At 56.8% G+C, this 16796-nt stretch carries 10 protein-coding genes and 1 tRNA gene; 9 read left to right on the top strand and 2 right to left on the bottom strand.

Annotated features, from left to right (window positions below; translation table 11 throughout):
- The first annotated feature begins 79 nt into the window (after positions 1-79).
- From CRO33_RS09650 to recD, 8 genes are all read left to right on the top strand, one after another.
- Entirely contained in the window at positions 80-550 is a 471-nt protein-coding gene (locus CRO33_RS09650; RefSeq protein ID WP_097117992.1) for a prepilin-type N-terminal cleavage/methylation domain-containing protein, read from the top strand.
- On the top strand, positions 541-1080 hold the full coding sequence (locus CRO33_RS09645; RefSeq protein ID WP_097117991.1) for a prepilin peptidase-dependent protein: 540 nt from the start codon (positions 541-543) through the stop codon (positions 1078-1080). The genes CRO33_RS09650 and CRO33_RS09645 overlap by 10 nt, the downstream gene beginning before the upstream one ends.
- Complete coding sequence (locus CRO33_RS09640) at positions 1077-1505, top strand: DUF2509 family protein (protein WP_097117990.1); 429 nt, start codon at positions 1077-1079, stop codon at positions 1503-1505. Before CRO33_RS09645 ends, CRO33_RS09640 begins: the two co-directional genes overlap by 4 nt.
- Before the next feature lies 1 nt (position 1506).
- The gene (locus tag CRO33_RS24775) at positions 1507-1779 is read left to right on the top strand and encodes a prepilin-type N-terminal cleavage/methylation domain-containing protein (RefSeq protein ID WP_313373956.1); all 273 of its coding nucleotides are present in this window, start codon (positions 1507-1509) and stop codon (positions 1777-1779) included.
- Positions 1780-1858: 79 nt separating this feature from the next.
- Positions 1859-5239 carry an exodeoxyribonuclease V subunit gamma gene (gene recC / locus CRO33_RS09630; protein ID WP_097117988.1) on the top strand — a complete coding sequence of 1127 codons (3381 nt, stop codon included), beginning with the start codon at positions 1859-1861 and terminating at the stop codon, positions 5237-5239.
- A 105-nt stretch (positions 5240-5344) separates the two neighbouring features.
- Positions 5345-8242 (top strand): pitrilysin, encoded by a 2898-nt coding sequence (gene ptrA, locus CRO33_RS09625; protein WP_097117987.1) that lies wholly within the window; start codon positions 5345-5347, stop codon positions 8240-8242.
- Positions 8239-11784 carry an exodeoxyribonuclease V subunit beta gene (gene recB, locus CRO33_RS09620; RefSeq protein ID WP_097117986.1) on the top strand — a complete coding sequence of 1182 codons (3546 nt, stop codon included), beginning with the start codon at positions 8239-8241 and terminating at the stop codon, positions 11782-11784. The genes ptrA and recB overlap by 4 nt, the downstream gene beginning before the upstream one ends.
- Positions 11781-13631: an exodeoxyribonuclease V subunit alpha gene (recD, locus tag CRO33_RS09615; RefSeq protein WP_097117985.1), complete on the top strand. Its 1851-nt coding sequence runs from the start codon at positions 11781-11783 to the stop codon at positions 13629-13631. The genes recB and recD overlap by 4 nt, the downstream gene beginning before the upstream one ends.
- 204 nt (positions 13632-13835) lie before the next feature.
- On the opposite strand, the gene argA is transcribed toward recD, so the two are convergent.
- Positions 13836-15164 carry an amino-acid N-acetyltransferase gene (gene argA / locus CRO33_RS09610; protein WP_034823094.1) on the bottom strand — a complete coding sequence of 443 codons (1329 nt, stop codon included), beginning with the start codon at positions 15162-15164 and terminating at the stop codon, positions 13836-13838.
- A gap of 232 nt (positions 15165-15396) precedes the next feature.
- Between argA and amiC the strand changes: the two genes are divergently transcribed.
- Positions 15397-16632, top strand: coding sequence for an N-acetylmuramoyl-L-alanine amidase AmiC (gene amiC / locus CRO33_RS09605; protein WP_034823092.1), 1236 nt, complete (start codon positions 15397-15399; stop codon positions 16630-16632).
- 79 nt (positions 16633-16711) lie between these two features.
- On the opposite strand, the gene CRO33_RS09600 is transcribed toward amiC, so the two are convergent.
- Positions 16712-16788, bottom strand: a tRNA-Met gene (locus tag CRO33_RS09600).
- Positions 16789-16796 lie beyond the last annotated feature (8 nt).

Below are 16796 nucleotides of genomic sequence, written 5' to 3'. Positions count from 1 at the left end.
GAAAACAGCCTGCGCGACGCTTTCCATCCTGCCGCTTGATGCCTTGTTGCCTGTTCGATTGAAGCGCACATTGGCTGCCATGAACAAACACGCAAACCTCGGTTTCACCCTGCTGGAGCTGCTACTGGTGATGGTGATCGCCGGCATACTCAGCCTCGGCGCCCTGCACAGTTGGCAGCGCTGGCAGCAGCATCAACAACTGCGCGATAGCGTGCTGCAGCTGCAGGGGTTTCTGTTACGGCTGCGCGCCCATGCGAACGGGCATAACAGCGATCTCAATTTGTGGCTGATTCCCGGCGAACGCGGCTGTTTGGGCGTAGGTGTAAAACCGGCGGAGGGCTGTGAACTGCCTTCACGCTGGTGGCTAGCACCGCCGCATGCCGGGGTACGCTTCAGTGCCATCATCGGCGAGCCGGGTTTCTTTGGACGGCGTGACGTGGCGCGCCCTGGCAGCATTGAGATTGAAAATGCTGCCGGTCGCTGGCGGGTGATTATCTCTGCGCGAGCACGTATTCGCGCCTGCCAGACCGGAGAAAAAGGGTGCGAGTAGCGGAGGCCGGTTTCAGCCTGCTGGAAATGCTGATTGCTCTGGCAGTAGGCGCGATATTGATGGTGAGTGTGGGCCGATTTTTGCCGCTACTGCTGGAGCAAAATCTGCGCCTGCAGCAGCGTGTGCAATTGCAGCAGGAGCTACAGCAGCTTTCTCATACGCTGCAAAAAGCGTTACAGCGCGCGGGATACTGTCGTGGGCAATGTACTGGCCCCGCACTGACTCTGGCTGCGAGTGGCAGCTGTGTGCTGCTGCGCTGGGATGAAAACAGCAATGGGCGCTGGGAAGATGTGGGCAGCAGTGACAGCGACTTTTACGGCTATCGGTTGCGCAGCGGGCAGCTGGAAATGCAGCGCGCAGTGGATAACTGCAACGGCAACGGTTGGGAACGCCTAACCGATCCCGCTTTCCTCACCATCGAACATTTTAGCGTGGTGCGGCAAGGCACCCGATTAATGCTCCATCTGACGGGGCGATCGGGTACACAAAGCCTGCAGGTGGAGCACTGGATTGAAGGACGAAACTTATGAACCAGTACGGCAACAGCACGCTGGGCATGGTGCTGATGCTGTTACTGCTCGGCAGCCTGACGCTGCATGCCACACGCACGCAGTTGTCACAGGGTATGGTGCTGGTGGCCGATACGCAGCAGCACCATAAAGATTTTGCGCAGGCACAGACTGCGCTGCAATGGGGGCTGATGCAGAGTTGGCCAGCGGCGTCCGGCTGGCAATGTCAGCAACAGTCCGCGCACCAGTGGTTAAGCTGCTTATTGCAGATGGAGGAGGGCAATGCGCTGTTATCGGGTCAGGATGAAAAGAGTGATCTCCGCCTCTGGCAATGGGTCTCGCCACGCAACCAACGGTTGCATCCCCAGGCGCACGGCTGGATTGACTACTGTCCATTGTCTAAACCGGAGCACTGCCAGCCGCAGGAAGGATCAACAGGGCTTTAGCCTGGCAGAAACGCTGGTGGCGATGCTGCTGCTGGCGATGACCATCAGCATGCTGTTGCAATACCATCGCGCGCTGGCCTTAGGGTTTAGTCAACAGTGGCAGCAGCGCCAGGCGTGGCAGGTTGCCGGACAAGCCTTGCTGGGGCGTGAGGTGGCGGGCTGGCAGATCGATCGTCAGCAGCAGAGTGTGGGCATAGGATGCGTGCTGGAGCGTATCACGGTGACGGGCTCGCAACAGCGCAGTGCCAGTCTGGCCCAGCTCAATTGTCACTAAGGTGACCTCGGCGATAGGCATCGTTAGCGATACAGGGTAGAGTGACCAGGCTGCGCTGTTTTCCCTCTCAAGGAGATTTATGTTCCGGGTTTACCACTCTAATCAGCTTGATCTGTTGAAAAATCTGGCAGGAATTCTGATTGAAAACCAGCCGCTGAACGATGCGTTCGCGGCCGAACAGGTGCTGGTGCAAAGCCCCGGCATGGCGCAGTGGCTGCAGATGGAACTGGCAAACAGTTTTGGTATTGCAGCGAATATCGACTTTCCGCTCCCTGCGACCTTTATCTGGAACATGTTTGTCAAAGTGCTGCCCGGCATTCCAGAGGAGAGCGCTTTCACTAAAGCCAGCATGAGCTGGAAATTGATGCATCGCTTGCCCACCTTGCTGGAGCAGGAGGCCTTTCAGCCGTTGCGTCACTACCTCAATGATGACGATGACAAGCGCAAGCTTTATCAGCTCAGCGCCCGCGTGGCCGATCTGTTTGACCAGTATCTGGTGTATCGATCTGACTGGCTCAACAGTTGGGAGCGCGGAGAACTCATCGACGGCTTGAGCGATGCCCAACAGTGGCAGGCACCGCTGTGGCGCGATCTGGTGGCGTTCACTGAACAATTGGGCCAGCCGATGTGGCACCGTGCCAACCTGTATGCGCGCTTTATCCATGCGCTGGAGCAGGCCGAAACGCCACCGGCGGGATTGCCGCAGCGCGTGTTTATTTGTGGTATCTCCGCGCTGCCGCCGGTGTATTTACAGGCGCTGGAAGCGCTTGGCCGCCATATCGATATTCACCTGCTGTTCACCAACCCCTGCCGCCACTACTGGGGCGATATTCAGGATTACGCTTTCCTCGCCAAATTGCAGAGCCGCAAACGTCGCCGCATGCAGTCTGAAGAAGCACAGCCGCTGTTCCGCGATCCCGAAGCAGCTCCGACGCTGTTCAATGAACTCGGCGAGCAACAACTCACCAATCCGTTATTGGCCTCGTGGGGCAAACTGGGGCGCGATAATCTGTTTCTGCTGAGTCAGATGGAATCCGCCGCTAACGATATTGATGCCTTTGTTGAGATGCCGCAGGACAGCCTGCTACACAGTCTGCAAGCCGACCTGCTCAACCTGGATGACCACGCCGTGATCGGTTTGCACGCCGATGAACTGGGTAACAGCCACAAAAAACGGGTGCTCGACCCTGATGATCGCACCATCACGCTGCAGGTATGTCATAGCGCTCAGCGTGAAGTGGAAGTGTTACAGGATCATCTGCTGGCGCTGATGGAGGCCGATCCCGATCTCAAACCGCGCGACATCATCGTGATGGTGGCGGATATCGATAGCTACGCGCCCTTCATTCAGGCGGCGTTTGCCAGTGCGCCTGCGGATCGTTATCTGCCGTTTGCCATCTCGGATCGCCGCGCCAGCCAGGCACATCCGGCGATTCTGGCCTTATTGAGCTTGCTGGCGCTGCCAGACAGCCGCTTTGCTTCCGAAGAAGTGCTGGCACTGCTCGAAGTGCCTGCGCTGGCGCAGCGCTTCTCGGTGGATGAAAGCGGTCTGCGCCTGCTGCGCCGTTGGGTGATGGAATCCGGTATTCGCTGGGGGCTGGATGATGCCAGCGTCGAAGCATTGGCACTGCCTGCCACCGGTCAACATACCTGGCGCTTTGGCCTGCAGCGCATGCTACTGGGTTACGCGCTGGAAAGCCGCAACGGTGACTGGCAGGGCATTCTGCCTTACGACGAATCCAGCGGATTGATTGCCGAACTGGCCGGGCATCTGGCCGAATTGCTCTCTCGCTTAGAGTCGTGGCGCACCCGACTGACTGGCGAGCGTACGCTACCGGAGTGGTTGCCGCTGTGCCGCGAGCTGATCGACAGCTTCTTCAACGGCGATGCCGAAAGCGACGCAGCATTACTGCTGGTTGAAACCCAGTGGAAACAGATTATTGAGCAGGGCACGCAGGCTGATTATCAGCAACCGATTCCCGTCACCTTACTGCGTGATGAGTTGCGCTCGCGCCTCGATCAGCAGCGTATCAGTCAGCGCTTCCTGGCCGGGCCGATAAACTTCTGTACCCTGATGCCAATGCGTTCGATTCCGTTCAAAGTCGTCTGCTTGCTGGGGATGAACGATGGTGTCTATCCACGCACGCTGGCGCCGCTCGGTTTTGACCTGATGCAGCAGCAGGCACGCAAAGGCGATCGCAGCCGCCGTGATGATGACCGCTACCTGTTCCTTGAAGCCCTGATTTCGGCACAGCATCAGCTCTACATCAGCTATATCGGCCGCGCGATTCAGGACAACACCGAGCGTTATCCCTCAGTGCTGGTGACAGAGTTGGTGGATTATCTTGGTCAGAGTTTTTGTCTGCCAGGCGATGAAGCGTGCGAACCCGACGTCAGCGAGCAGCGTGTACGTGAGCATTTACAGAAGCTCCACAGCCGCATGCCCTTTGCAGCGGAGAACTTCCGCCCTGACGCTTACGGCCAGAGCTTCGCCGCAGAGTGGTTGCCTGCTGCTACCGACAGTGGCGTGGCACAGCCAGACTTTGTGCAACGGTTGCCGCCACTGCCGCTGGAAACGCTCTCGCTTGAGCAATTGCTGCGCTTCTGGCGTCATCCGGTACGGGCCTGGTTCCAACAGCGGCTGGGCGTGGCTTTCTGGATGGAAGAGAGCGAATTGCCGGACAGCGAGCCGTTTGCGCCAGATAGTCTGGAGCGTTATCAAATCAATGCGCAGCTACTGAATACCCTGGTCAACGGTGAGGATCCCGCGCAGCTTTATGCGCGTCATCGCGCTGCGGGCAATCTGCCTTATGGTGCTTTTGGGGAACTTTTCTGGCAGAGCCAGACCGAAGAGATGAAGGAAGTGGCTGCGGAAGTGAGTGGACAGCGTCAGCCCTCAGAGAGTTGGGAAATCAATCTGCCGCTGAATGGGGTGCAGTTGACCGGTTGGTTAACCCAGGTGCAAGCTGATGGACTGTTACGCTGGCGTCCGGGTGTGCTGAACATGAACGATGGTCTGCTATTGTGGCTGGAGCATCTGGTTTATTGCGCGCTGGGCGGCAAAGGAGAAAGCCGCATGTACGGGCGCAAACAAAGCCGCTGGCGTTTTAAAGCCATCGACGCTGAGTCTGCGCTGTCACTGTTGAACGAATACGTGACGGCTTATCAGGCGGGGATGACGGAACCGTTGATGTTGCTGAACAAATCGGGTGGCGCGTGGCTGGATGCCAGTTTTGATCGAAAATCCGGCCAGTTGCTGGACGATGACGCCACGCAGAAAAAGGCATTGAACAAATTGCTGCAAGCCTGGCAGGGTGGTTTTCAGGTGGAGGGCGAAGGCAGCGATCCTTATCTGCAGCGCCTGAGCCGGACGCTGGATGATGAGGCGGTGCAGGTAATTGTTGCCGCCGCTCGCCAGTGGTATTTACCGGTGCGCCTTGCGCATCAAGATGATGAATAGCAATTGGGTAACGCCGCTTTTGCGGGTGTTCCCAAAATCATAAAAAGTTGTCTATTGCGCCGCTGGGCACACAGCCAGCGGTAAAGGGTAAAGAAAGGGGTTTAAATGCGGATTTACGCACGCTGGATGGGAGCGCTGCTGCTGAGCATGCTGGCGCTGAATGCCTTTGCCGATAGCGATCGCGGCTGGCAGCCCATCAATGAAACAATTCGAAAAAGCGATCACGATCCGCGCAGTTATCAGGCCATCACGCTAACTAACGGTATGACGGTGTTGCTGGTGTCTGACAAAGAAGCGCCTAAATCACTGGCCGCACTGACGTTGCCTATCGGCTCGCTGGACGATCCCAATCAGCAGCTAGGGCTGGCGCACTATACCGAACATATGGTGTTGATGGGCTCAAAACGCTATCCGCAACCGGATAATCTGGCCGAATTCCTGAAAAAGCACGGCGGCAGTCACAATGCCAGTACCGCTTCTTATCGCACCGCGTTCTATCTGGAAGTGGAAAACGATGCACTGCAACCGGCGGTGGATCGTCTGGCCGATGCCATTGCAGAGCCTTTGCTCGATCCGGTCAACGCCGATCGTGAGCGTCATGCAGTTAATGCAGAGCTCACTATGGCGCGTTCGCGCGACGGCCTGCGTATGGCGCAGGTCGGGGCGGAAACTCTGAATCCAGCGCATCCAGCTTCCCGCTACTCAGGCGGTAACCTTGATACGCTGCGCGATAAGCCCGACAGCAATTTGCATCAGGCGCTGACCGAGTTTTATCACAGCCACTACTCCGCCAATCTGATGAAAGCGGTGATATACAGCAACAAATCGCTGCCAGAGATGGCCGACATTGCGGTCCAGACTTTTGGACGAGTGGCTAACCATCAGGCCATCGTACCGAAAATCGAAGTGCCGGTGGTGACCGATGCGCAGAAAGGCATCATCATCCACTACGTGCCTGCCCAACCGCGAAAACAGCTTAAAGTTGAATTCCGCATCGCCAACAACAGCGACCAGTTCCGCAGCAAAACCGATACGTTGATCAGTTACATCCTGGGCAATCGCAGTAAAAACACCCTTAACGACTGGCTGCAAAAGCAGGGGCTGGCCGACGGTGTGAATGCCGGTGCCGATCCGATGACGGACCGCAACAGCGGCGTGTTTGCCATCACGGTCTCCCTGACCGACAAAGGCCTGGCACAGCGTGATGAAGTGGTGGCGGCGATCTTTAGCTACCTCGACATGTTGCGTAGTAAAGGTATCGATAAGGGTTATTTCGATGAGGTGTCGCATGTGCTGGCGCTGGATTTCCGCTATCCGTCGATCACCCGTGACATGGATTATATTGAATGGTTAGTGGATACCATGCTGCGCGTGCCAGTGGATCATACGCTGGATGCACCTTATCTCGCGGATAACTTTGACCCTGCGGCAATCAAATCTCGTCTGGATGAGATGACACCGCAAAATGCCCGCATCTGGTATATCAGCCCGAATGAGCCGCACAACAAAGAAGCCTATTTTGTCAATGCGCCTTACCAGGTCGATAAAATCAGTGATACCCAGTTCAGTGACTGGCAGCAGCGTGGCGCGCAGATTCAACTGTCGATGCCGACGCTGAATCCGTATATCCCTTCTGATTTCTCCATTATGCCTGGCGATGGCAAAACGTATACGCATCCGGTGGCGCTGACCGACGGTGACAGCATGCGCATCTACTGGATGCCAAGCCAGTTCTACGCCAGTGAACCAAAGGCAGCCATTACTCTGGCACTGCGCAACAAAGCGGCAATAAGCGACGCGCGTCAGCAGGTGTTATTTGGTCTGAATGATTATCTCTCAAGCGTGGCGCTGGATGAGTTGAACTCGCAGGCGTCAGTGGGGGGGATCAGTTTTTCTACCGGTGAAGATGACGGCATTGTGTTCAGCGCCAGTGGTTTTACCCAGCGTCTGCCGGAGTTACTGAAAAAACTGGTTGAGGGCTATGCCAGCTTCCAGCCGGACGCACAGCAACTGGAACAGGCAAAATCCTGGTATCTGGATCGACTGGAAGCCGCCGAGAAGGGCAAAGCCTTCGAGCAGGCGATTCAACCGATGCAGATGCTGTCACAGCTGCCGTATACCCAGCGTGAGACGCGCCGCAAGTTAGTGAAAGATCTGACGCTGAAAGACGTGACGGATTACCGTGATGCCTTACTGCGCAACGCCACGCCGGAAATGATGGTGGTGGGCAACCTCTCCGCCGATCGCGTTAAACAGCTGGGCACCGATCTGCAACAGCAGTTGCACAGCGATGGTCACAGTTACTGGCACAGCGATTACGTGGTGATCGATAAAGCCATGAAGGCCAACCTGCAAACCGCAGGAAGCAGCACGGATTCAGCACTGGCAGCACTCTACGTGCCACTGGGTTACGACGAGTATCAAAGCATGGCCAACAGCACCATGTTGAGCCAGATTGTCCAACCCTGGTTCTATAACCAACTGCGCACCCAGGAACAGTTGGGCTATGCGGTGTTCTCGTATCAGATGCCGATTGGTCGCCAGTGGGGGATTGGCTTCCTGCTGCAAAGCAACAGCAAGCAGCCAGCCTATCTGATGCAGCGCTTTGAGGCGTTTTATCCGCAGGCTGAGCAACGCCTGCGCGACATGAAACCGGAAGATTTTGCCCAGTATCAGCAGGCGCTGATCAATGACTTAAAACAGCGCCCGCAAACGCTTGATGAAGAAGCGAATCGCTACAGCCGTGACTTCAACCGGCAGAATTTTGCTTTCGATACCCGTGAAAAAGCCATCGAGCAGATTCAAAAGCTCACGCCGCAGGGCGTGGCCGATTTCTTCCATAAAGCGGTGCTGGAACAGCAGGGTATGGCGATGATTTCGCAGATTGGCGGTAGCCACGATGGCGCCACCAAAGATGATTATGCACCTCTGCCGGGCTTCACGACCTGGGATCAGGTGGAGAAGCTACAGCAATCCCTGCCGGTTAAGAGTGACGCGCAATGAGTCTGATTCAGCCGCCAGAACCGCTCAATCCGCTGACGCTGCCGTTGCGTGGCGAGCGGCTGATTGAGGCGTCTGCTGGAACCGGTAAAACCTTCACTATTGGTCTGCTTTATCTGCGGCTTTTGTTGGGGCTGGGCGGGCAACATGCCTATGCCCGGCCACTGTCGGTCGAAGAAATTCTGGTCGTGACCTTTACTGAGGCGGCCACCGCAGAGCTGCGCGGACGTATCCGTGCCAACATCCATGAGCTGCGGCTGGCCTGCATTCGCGGTACCAGCCGCAATCCGATGCTGATGCAGTTGCTACTGGAGATGCCGCAACCTGCAGAAGCGGCATCGCTACTGCTGGCTGCAGAGCGGCAGATGGATGAAGCGGCGATCTTTACCATCCACGGCTTTTGTCAGCGCATGCTCAATCTCAACGCCTTTGAATCCGGCATGCTGTTTGAACAGCAGCTGATTGAAGATGAACAACAGCTGCTGCGTCAGGCCACTGCCGATTTCTGGCGTCGCCACTGTTATCCACTCTCACTGGATATCGCCCGCGTGATTGTCAGTGAGTGGAGTGGTCCGGAGCAATTGCTGGCGACGTTGCGGCCGTGGCTGCAAGGCGAATCACCTAACCTGCGTTTAGCGCCCGCTGACGACGAAACGCTGACGATGCGCCACAACGAAAACCTGGCGCGTATTAACGCGATGAAAGCCGAGTGGCGCGCGGTGGGTGAAGAGGTGCTGACGCTGGTGGGGCAGTCCGACGTGGACAAACGCAGCTACAGCAGTAAAAATCTGCCGGTGTGGGTGAATAAAGTCAGTTTCTGGGCACAGAGTGAAACCCTGGATTATCAGGTGCCCGCAGAGCTGGCGCGCTTTGGTCAACGGGTGCTGGAGGAGAAAACCAAAAAAGGCCATCCTCCGCACCATGCCCTGTTTGCGGCCATCGACCTGTTTCTGACTCAGCCCATTTCACTACGCGATTTGCTGATTGCGCGCGCGCTGGTGGATATCCGCGCCGCCGTACGGAAAGAGAAACGCCAGCAGGCGCTGCTGGGTTTTGATGATCTCCTGAGCCGACTGGATGATGCCCTGCAGCAGCCTGCAGGAGAAATGCTGGCGCAGGCGATTCGTCAGCGTTTCCCGGTGGCGTTAATTGATGAGTTCCAGGACACCGATCCGCAGCAATACCGTATTTTCCGTACGCTGTACGGTAATCAGCCTGACCATGCATTGCTGTTAATTGGCGATCCAAAACAGGCCATTTACGCCTTTCGTGGCGCAGACATTTTTACCTATATTCGCGCACGTAATGAAGTGAGCGCGCATTACACCCTCGACACCAACTGGCGCTCTTCGCCAGCAATGGTGGAGAGCGTCAATCAGCTGTTCAATCGGCTCGAAGCGCCTTTTGTCTTTGATGATATCCCTTTCTTGCCGGTGCACTTCGCTGAGCCAAATCAGACGCTTTCTCTCACACTGGATAACCAGGATCAGGCGGCACTGCGTTTCTGGCTGCTGCCGGGCGACGGGTGCAGCGTAGGCGATTATCAGCAGGCGTTAGCGCGACAGTGTGCCGCGGATATCAGCCACTGGTTACAGGCGGGGCAGCAACAGCGTGCACTGCTGGGTAAAGCGGCCGCGCAACGCCCGGTGCAGGCATCGGATATCACGGTGCTGGTGCGCAGCCGCAACGAAGCCAATCTGATCCGCGAAGCACTTAACCAGCTTGGCATTCCCTCGGTCTATTTATCGAACCGCGACAGCGTCTATACCACGCCCGAAGCGCGCGAGTTGCTGTGGTTACTGCAGGCGGTGCTGGCTCCCGAGCAGGAGCGCATGCTGCGCACGGCGCTCGCTACCTCGCTGTTTGCCTTTGATGCGGCACAGTTGGATGCATTGGATCAGGATGCGCGTGGCTGGGATGAGCTGGTGGAGACTTTTGCCCGCTGGCAACTGCTGTGGCAGCAGCGCGGCGTACTGCCGATGCTGCGCCAGCTGATACAGGAACGCCAGCTTGCGGAAAACCTGCTCGCCTCAGAAAATGGCGAACGCCGCCTGACCGATTTGCTGCATCTGGGTGAACTGATGCAGGAAGCGGCGGCGCAGCTCGACAGCCCGCACGCGCTGGTGCGTTATCTGGCGCAGCAGATAGCCAGCCCGGACAGCCAGTCGTCCAGCCAGCAATTGCGTCTGGAAAGCGATCGCCATTTGGTGCAGATCGTCACTATCCATAAATCCAAAGGTCTGCAATACCCACTGGTGTGGCTGCCGTTCGCTGCCGGATTCCGCGAGGCGGATACCGCTCTGTATCACGATCGCGACAACTTTGAGGCGGTGCTGGATCTGCAGGCCGATGATGCAAGCCTGGCGATGGCCGAGCAGGAGCGTTTGGCCGAAGACCTGCGCTTGCTGTACGTGGCACTTACCCGTTCGGTGTATCACTGTAGCGTAGGTGTGGCACCGCTGTTTCGCGGCACGCGCAAAAAAGAAGGCGAGAGCGATCTGCATAAAAGCGCACTGGGCCATCTTTTGCAGCGCGGTGAAGCGGCGACAGCGGAACAGCTGGACATGTTACTCAATCAGATCAATGTCGCGGGCACTGAAGTGATGCGCGTGCAGGATCAGGAAGCCGAACGCTGGCAGGCGCCTGATGCCGCTCATGACGCGCTGGCCGCCCGCACCGTCAGCCGCACATTGGTGGAACCCTGGCGTGTCACCAGTTACTCCGGTTTGCAGCAGCATGGCAGCCAGCGGCTGCTAGATGTGATGCCGAGTTTTGACCTGGAAGCCGCAGGCGAAGAACAGCAGGAAGAGATCGCTGAAGCTGCACTGACACCGCACCATTTCCCGCGCGGCGCCGCGCCGGGGACTTTCCTGCATGAACTGTTCGAATCTCTCGATTTCCCACATCCCCCCACGGCCGCATTGCTGGAGCAACATCTGCAGCAGAATGGGTATCCATTACACTGGCAACCGATACTGACGGATTGGATTGCGCGCGTGGTGAGTACGCCGCTCAACGATCAGGGGATACAGCTCGGTCAGGTACAGACCAGCGATCGCCTCGTGGAGATGGGCTTCTACTTGCCGATTGACGGTTTGCTGACCGCGAATGATCTGGATGCGCTGATCCGTCAGGATGCTTTATCGTCCGATGCGCCGCCGCTCGATTTTCGTGAGGTACAGGGCATGTTGAAAGGCTTCATTGACCTGGTGTTCCGCTGGCAAGGCAAATATTACCTGCTGGATTACAAATCCAACTGGCTGGGCGACAGCCACGAAGCTTATACGCCAGCAGCGATGAGACAGGCGATGATCGACCACCGCTATGATTTGCAATATCAACTCTACACGCTGGCGCTACATCGCTATCTTCAACATCGCCTGGCAGATTATGACTACGAGCAGCACTTCGGCGGCGTGTTTTATCTGTTCCTGCGTGGCATGGATGGCACTTCACCGGCCAACGGCGTATTCCACACACGGCCAACTCTGGATTTTGTTTCACAACTGGATAGCCTGTTTCGCGGGCAGGGAGCCTCGGCATGAGTGGCATTACAGTGCTACTTCAACAGGCGGTTGAGCTGCGTTTGCTGCGCTCACTGGATGTTCAGTTCGCCCTGTTGCTGGCGGATAACACGCAGCCAGCACGCCTCCTGGCGGCTGCCTGTCTCAGCGCGGAAGCGGGTGAGGGGCACGTCTGCTTACCGCTGTCACAGCTGAGCCGTGAAGGGTTATTCAATGGCCGCCATCCTGAACTGGCGCAGGCCATCTGGCTGGCGGCGGGCGAGCCGCAGGACTGGACGCAAATTCTGGCTGGCTGGCCTGCTCTGAGCAACAGCAACAACGAGCAGGCAGCACCGATTGTACTGACCGAAGGCCGTCTTTATCTGCATCGTCTCTGGCACCATGAAGGGCAGGTGGCGCGTTTCTTTCAGGCGCAGTCTGCTCCGCAGGCATTTCCTGATGGAGAGGTGCGTGCGGTACTGGATAACCTGTTTGGTACTGAACCCGATGACTGGCAAAAAATCGCGGCGGCGGTGGCGCTAACGCAGAAAACAGCAGTCATTTCCGGCGGCCCAGGCACCGGGAAAACCACCACCGTGGCAAAATTGCTGGCGGCATTGATTCGCCTGAGCCAGGGTGCACTGCGCATTCAACTGGCAGCCCCGACCGGCAAAGCGGCGGCGCGTTTAACCGAATCGCTCGGTAAAGCGCTGCAAAAACTGCCGGTCAGCGACACTGAGCGCCAACGCTTCCCAGCGGAAGCTACCACGCTGCACCGTTTGCTAGGTGCCCAGCCCGAAACCCAGCGCTTGCGCTATCACGCCGGTAACCTGCTGCATCTGGATGTGCTGGTGGTGGATGAAGCCTCAATGGTTGATTTGGGCATGATGGCCAATCTCATCGCCGCACTGCCACCCCAGGCGCGCGTGATTTTTCTTGGTGACCGCGATCAGCTGGCGTCAGTAGAAGCCGGTGCGGTACTGGGCGATATTTGCCGCTGTGCGGAAGCGGGATACAGCGTCGCGCGTGCAGCCCAGCTGAGTGCGTTAACCGGTTGCCAGGTTGAAGGCCACGATGATGACAGCGCGCCAGCCGTGCGCGACGCCATCTGCCTACTACGCAAGAGCTATCGCTTTGATGCTAACTCGGGCATCGGCAAGCTGGCGGCTGCGGTCAATGCCGGTGAGCCAAAAGCGGTTGAGGCGGCATTTAACGCGGGCTTCAGCGATATATCACGCCAGCCACTTAATGATGGCGAGGCCTATCAGGCAATGCTGAATGATATCGCGGAAGGCTACCGTCCATTCCTGCGGCTGGTGAGCCAGCGAGCACAGCCCGCAGAGATTCTGCACGCATTTGGGCGTTATCAGCTGCTGTGCGCATTGCGCGAAGGGCCGTTTGGCGTGCAGGGATTAAATCAGCGTATTGAGCAAAAACTGATGCAGATGCAGCTGATTCGTCGTCCGCTGGGGGGGAGCCGCTGGTATCAGGGCCGTCCGGTGATGGTGACTCGCAATGACAGCGCGCTTGGGCTGTTTAACGGCGATATTGGCATTACGCTGTTTGATGATGAAGGGCTGCTGAAAGTTTTCTTCCCGTTGCCGGATGGCAGCATCAAAGCCGTACAGCCAAGCCGGTTACCGGCGCATGATACGGCCTGGTCGATGACGGTGCATAAATCGCAGGGATCGGAGTTCGAGCATACCGCGCTGGTGATGCCGGCACAGTTTTTACCGGTACTCACCCGCGAACTGATTTACACCGCCATTACGCGTGCGCGCAAACAGTTAACCCTTTACAGCGATGAAGGCGTATTTCGTCGTGCGGTGCAATTACGCACTCAGCGTCGCAGCGGATTGTTGGACCGGTTAAGCGGAGAGTCATTCTGAGCGAGAGTTGAGGTCGGTAAAGAAACCGACCGCAGGCAATGCAGATGTTTTATTGGATGCGCGTGGATGCGCATCCTGACAACGTTATCAGTTTAAGACGTTGGGCAATTCCAGACCGTTTAGCGAAACCTACCCTACGCTGCCTTTAACTGCCTTTAACTGCCTTTAACTGCCTTTAACCGCGTTAGCTGGCATTCCCCGCCGTTAGCGCAAATCCGCCATCAGCACTTTGGACCGGCGCTGATAGTTATACATCTGCTTCTTACTCTCCGGCAATGACTCAATATCCACCGGCGTAAAGCCACGTTCCTGGAACCAGTGAATACTGCGGGTTGTCAGTACAAACAGCTTCTTCAGGCCCATTTGACGAGCCTGTAGCGCCACACGCTCCAGCAACAGCTCACCGCGTGAAGAACTGCGGTAATCGGGATGCACCGCCACGCAGGCCATTTCACCAATCTGCTCATCCGGGAACGGATAGAGTGCGGCACAAGCGATGGTCAGATTGTCGCGCTGAATAATGGTGAATTTGTCGATCTCCATTTCCAGCTGCTCGCGCGAACGACGCACCAGAATGCCTTGCTGCTCCAGCGGGCGAATCAATTCGAGAATGCCGCCAATATCGTTGATGGTGGCGCGACGAATCTGCTCAGCGGACTCCATCACAATCTGCGTACCAATACCGTCACGCGAGAACAGTTCCTGAATCAATGCGCCATCTTCCTGATAGCTGATCAGGTGGCTACGACGCACGCCGCTGCGGCAGGCTTTCACCGCGCCGCGCAGGAAACGCACGGTGCCTGACAGGAAATCACCGTCGTTCTCCATCTCATCGATACGCGCCTGCGCTTCGTTGGGGAACAGCTCAGAGATAATCGTACCTTCGCGGTTGGTGACGCCTTGTTCAGAGCAGAAGCCAATCATTTTCTCGGCTTTTAGCTTAATCGCCAACTGCGTGGCCACTTCTTCTGATGTCAGGTTAAAGCTTTCACCGGTCACCGACACCGCGACTGGGCCGAGCAGCACAATGGCATCATTATCCAGCTGACGATGGATGGCTTCTTCATCAATACGACGAATACGGCCGCTGTGGCAGTAGTCCACACCATCATCGACGCCCAGCGGCTGGGCAATAATAAAGTTACCGCTTACCACGTTGATGTGCGCGCCCTGCAGCGGGGTGTTATTCAGGCTCATCGACAGGCGTGCGGTGATATCCAGCTGCAAACGTCCTGCTGCCTGCTTCACCAGTTCCAGTGATTGGGCATCGGTTACGCGCGTGTGTTTGTGGTAAATCGGTTCCAGCTGCTGTTGCGCCATGCTGGCATCAATTTGCGGTCTGGCACCATAGACAACCACCAGGCGAATGCCGAGACTATGCAACAAGCCAATGTCGTTAACGATGTTGGAAAAGTTCTCATGCTCGATAGCTTCGCCGCCAAGCATAATGACAAAGGTCTTGTCACGGTGGGCATTTATATAGGGAACGGTATGGCGAAAACCCTGAACCAGTTCAGTACTACGTTCCTTCACGGCAAACCCTCTGTGAATGTTTATTCGTAATTTGTGTATTTTTATGCTCTTTTGCCAGCTAATGCAAGTGCCGGGCCTGACGTTACTTTACGATTTTCCTGATGCAACCCTCGCTAACAGCCTGCATTATCTGGTTTTTCTGGCAAAACAACCCATGGCTTGTTAAGCAAAGTTTTCGCCTTCCTCTCGTCAATTGACGATATTTTAGACACTACACGGCAGTTGGAGCGGCATGTCCCAGGCTTTTACACGACGACGATTATTGCAGGGCGCGGGTGCGCTCATGCTATTAAGCGTAACGCGAACCGGGCTGGCGGCCAGTCAGCACATTGTGGCGGTGCGCATCTGGCCATCGTCAACCTACTCCCGCGTGACGCTGGAGTCGAACGTCCCCCTCAAGTACAAACAGTTCACGTTGAGCAATCCCGATCGTCTGGTGATCGACATCGATAACCTGCATATCAATCCGGTCCTGAGAGGGGTGGATAAGCAAGTGCGCGTTGACGATCCCTATATCAAACATGCGCGAGTTGGCCAGTTTGATGCCAACACGGTGCGAGTGGTGCTGGAGCTGAAACGCAACGTGGCGCCGAAGATCTTCACGCTGGCACCGGTTGCGGGCATCAAACATCGCTTAGTGGTCGATCTCTATCCGAGCCAGCCCTCGCCGGAAGAGGATCCGCTACTGGCGTTACTGAACGATTACAACCAGGGCGATCTTGAGCGTGATCAACCGGCGCAAGCACCTTTGCCGGGCAAAGCGGGGCGCGATCGTCCGATCATCATCATGATCGATCCCGGCCACGGTGGCGAAGATCCCGGTGCGCATGGCAAATACAAAACGCGCGAAAAAGACATTGTGTTGAAGATTGGTCGCTATCTGAAGGCGCTGATCGACAAAGAGCGCAACATGAAGGCGTATATGACGCGCAACGAGGATGTGTTTATCCCGCTGCGCGTGCGGGTAGCGAAAGCACGTAAACAGCGCGCCGATCTGTTTGTCTCGATTCACGCCGATGCTTTTACCAGCCGTGCGGCGCGCGGTTCGTCGGTGTTCGCCCTTTCGACCAGCGGCGCAACCTCAACCGCAGCGCGCTTCCTGGCACAAACCCAGAACGAATCGGATCTGATTGGTGGGGTGAGCATGAGCGGTGACCGCTATCTGGATCACACCATGTTCGATATGGTGCAGCGGCAGACCATCAGCGACAGCCTTAAGTTCGGCAAAGAGGTGTTATCGCGCATGGGCCACATTAATCACCTGCATAAACGCACGGTGGATCAGGCGGGGTTTGCGGTGCTCAAAGCCCCGGATATTCCGTCGATTCTGGTGGAGACCGCGTTTATCAGTAATGTGGAGGAGGAGCGTAAGCTGCGCACGCCGCGTTATCAGCATCAGGTGGCTGAGGCGATTCTGCATGGGATTAAGGCGTATTTCGATAAAGGTGCGGTGCTGGCGCGTCGCTGAGAGGAGGGCGGCCACTGCGCCGCTTTTTTTACCGGAAGCCAAAAACAAAAAAACACCCGTTAAGGTGCTTATCTGTAATTGGTTGCGGGGGCCGGATTCGAACCGACGACCTTCGGGTTATGAGCCCGACGAGCTACCAGGCTGCTCCACCCCGCGTCCGTCTG

The organism is Pantoea sp. GL120224-02, from assembly GCF_900215395.1.
GTDB lineage: Bacteria > Pseudomonadota > Gammaproteobacteria > Enterobacterales > Enterobacteriaceae > Pantoea > Pantoea communis.
Note: the sequence above shows the minus strand (reverse complement) of the source record. Positions and strands in the feature narration are given on the sequence as shown.

Bases quoted from the DNA above. Each gene is read 5' to 3' on its own strand.
- recD (WP_097117985.1), top strand. From the start codon at position 11,781: ATGAGTGGCATTACAGTGCTACTTCAACAGGCGGTTGAGCTGCGTTTG.
- ptrA (WP_097117987.1), top strand. From the start codon at position 5,345: ATGCGGATTTACGCACGCTGGATGGGAGCGCTGCTGCTGAGCATGCTG.
- CRO33_RS09650 (WP_097117992.1), top strand. From the start codon at position 80: ATGAACAAACACGCAAACCTCGGTTTCACCCTGCTGGAGCTGCTACTG.
- amiC (WP_034823092.1), top strand. From the start codon at position 15,397: ATGTCCCAGGCTTTTACACGACGACGATTATTGCAGGGCGCGGGTGCG.
- CRO33_RS09640 (WP_097117990.1), top strand. From the start codon at position 1,077: ATGAACCAGTACGGCAACAGCACGCTGGGCATGGTGCTGATGCTGTTA.
- recB (WP_097117986.1), top strand. From the start codon at position 8,239: ATGAGTCTGATTCAGCCGCCAGAACCGCTCAATCCGCTGACGCTGCCG.
- recC (WP_097117988.1), top strand. From the start codon at position 1,859: ATGTTCCGGGTTTACCACTCTAATCAGCTTGATCTGTTGAAAAATCTG.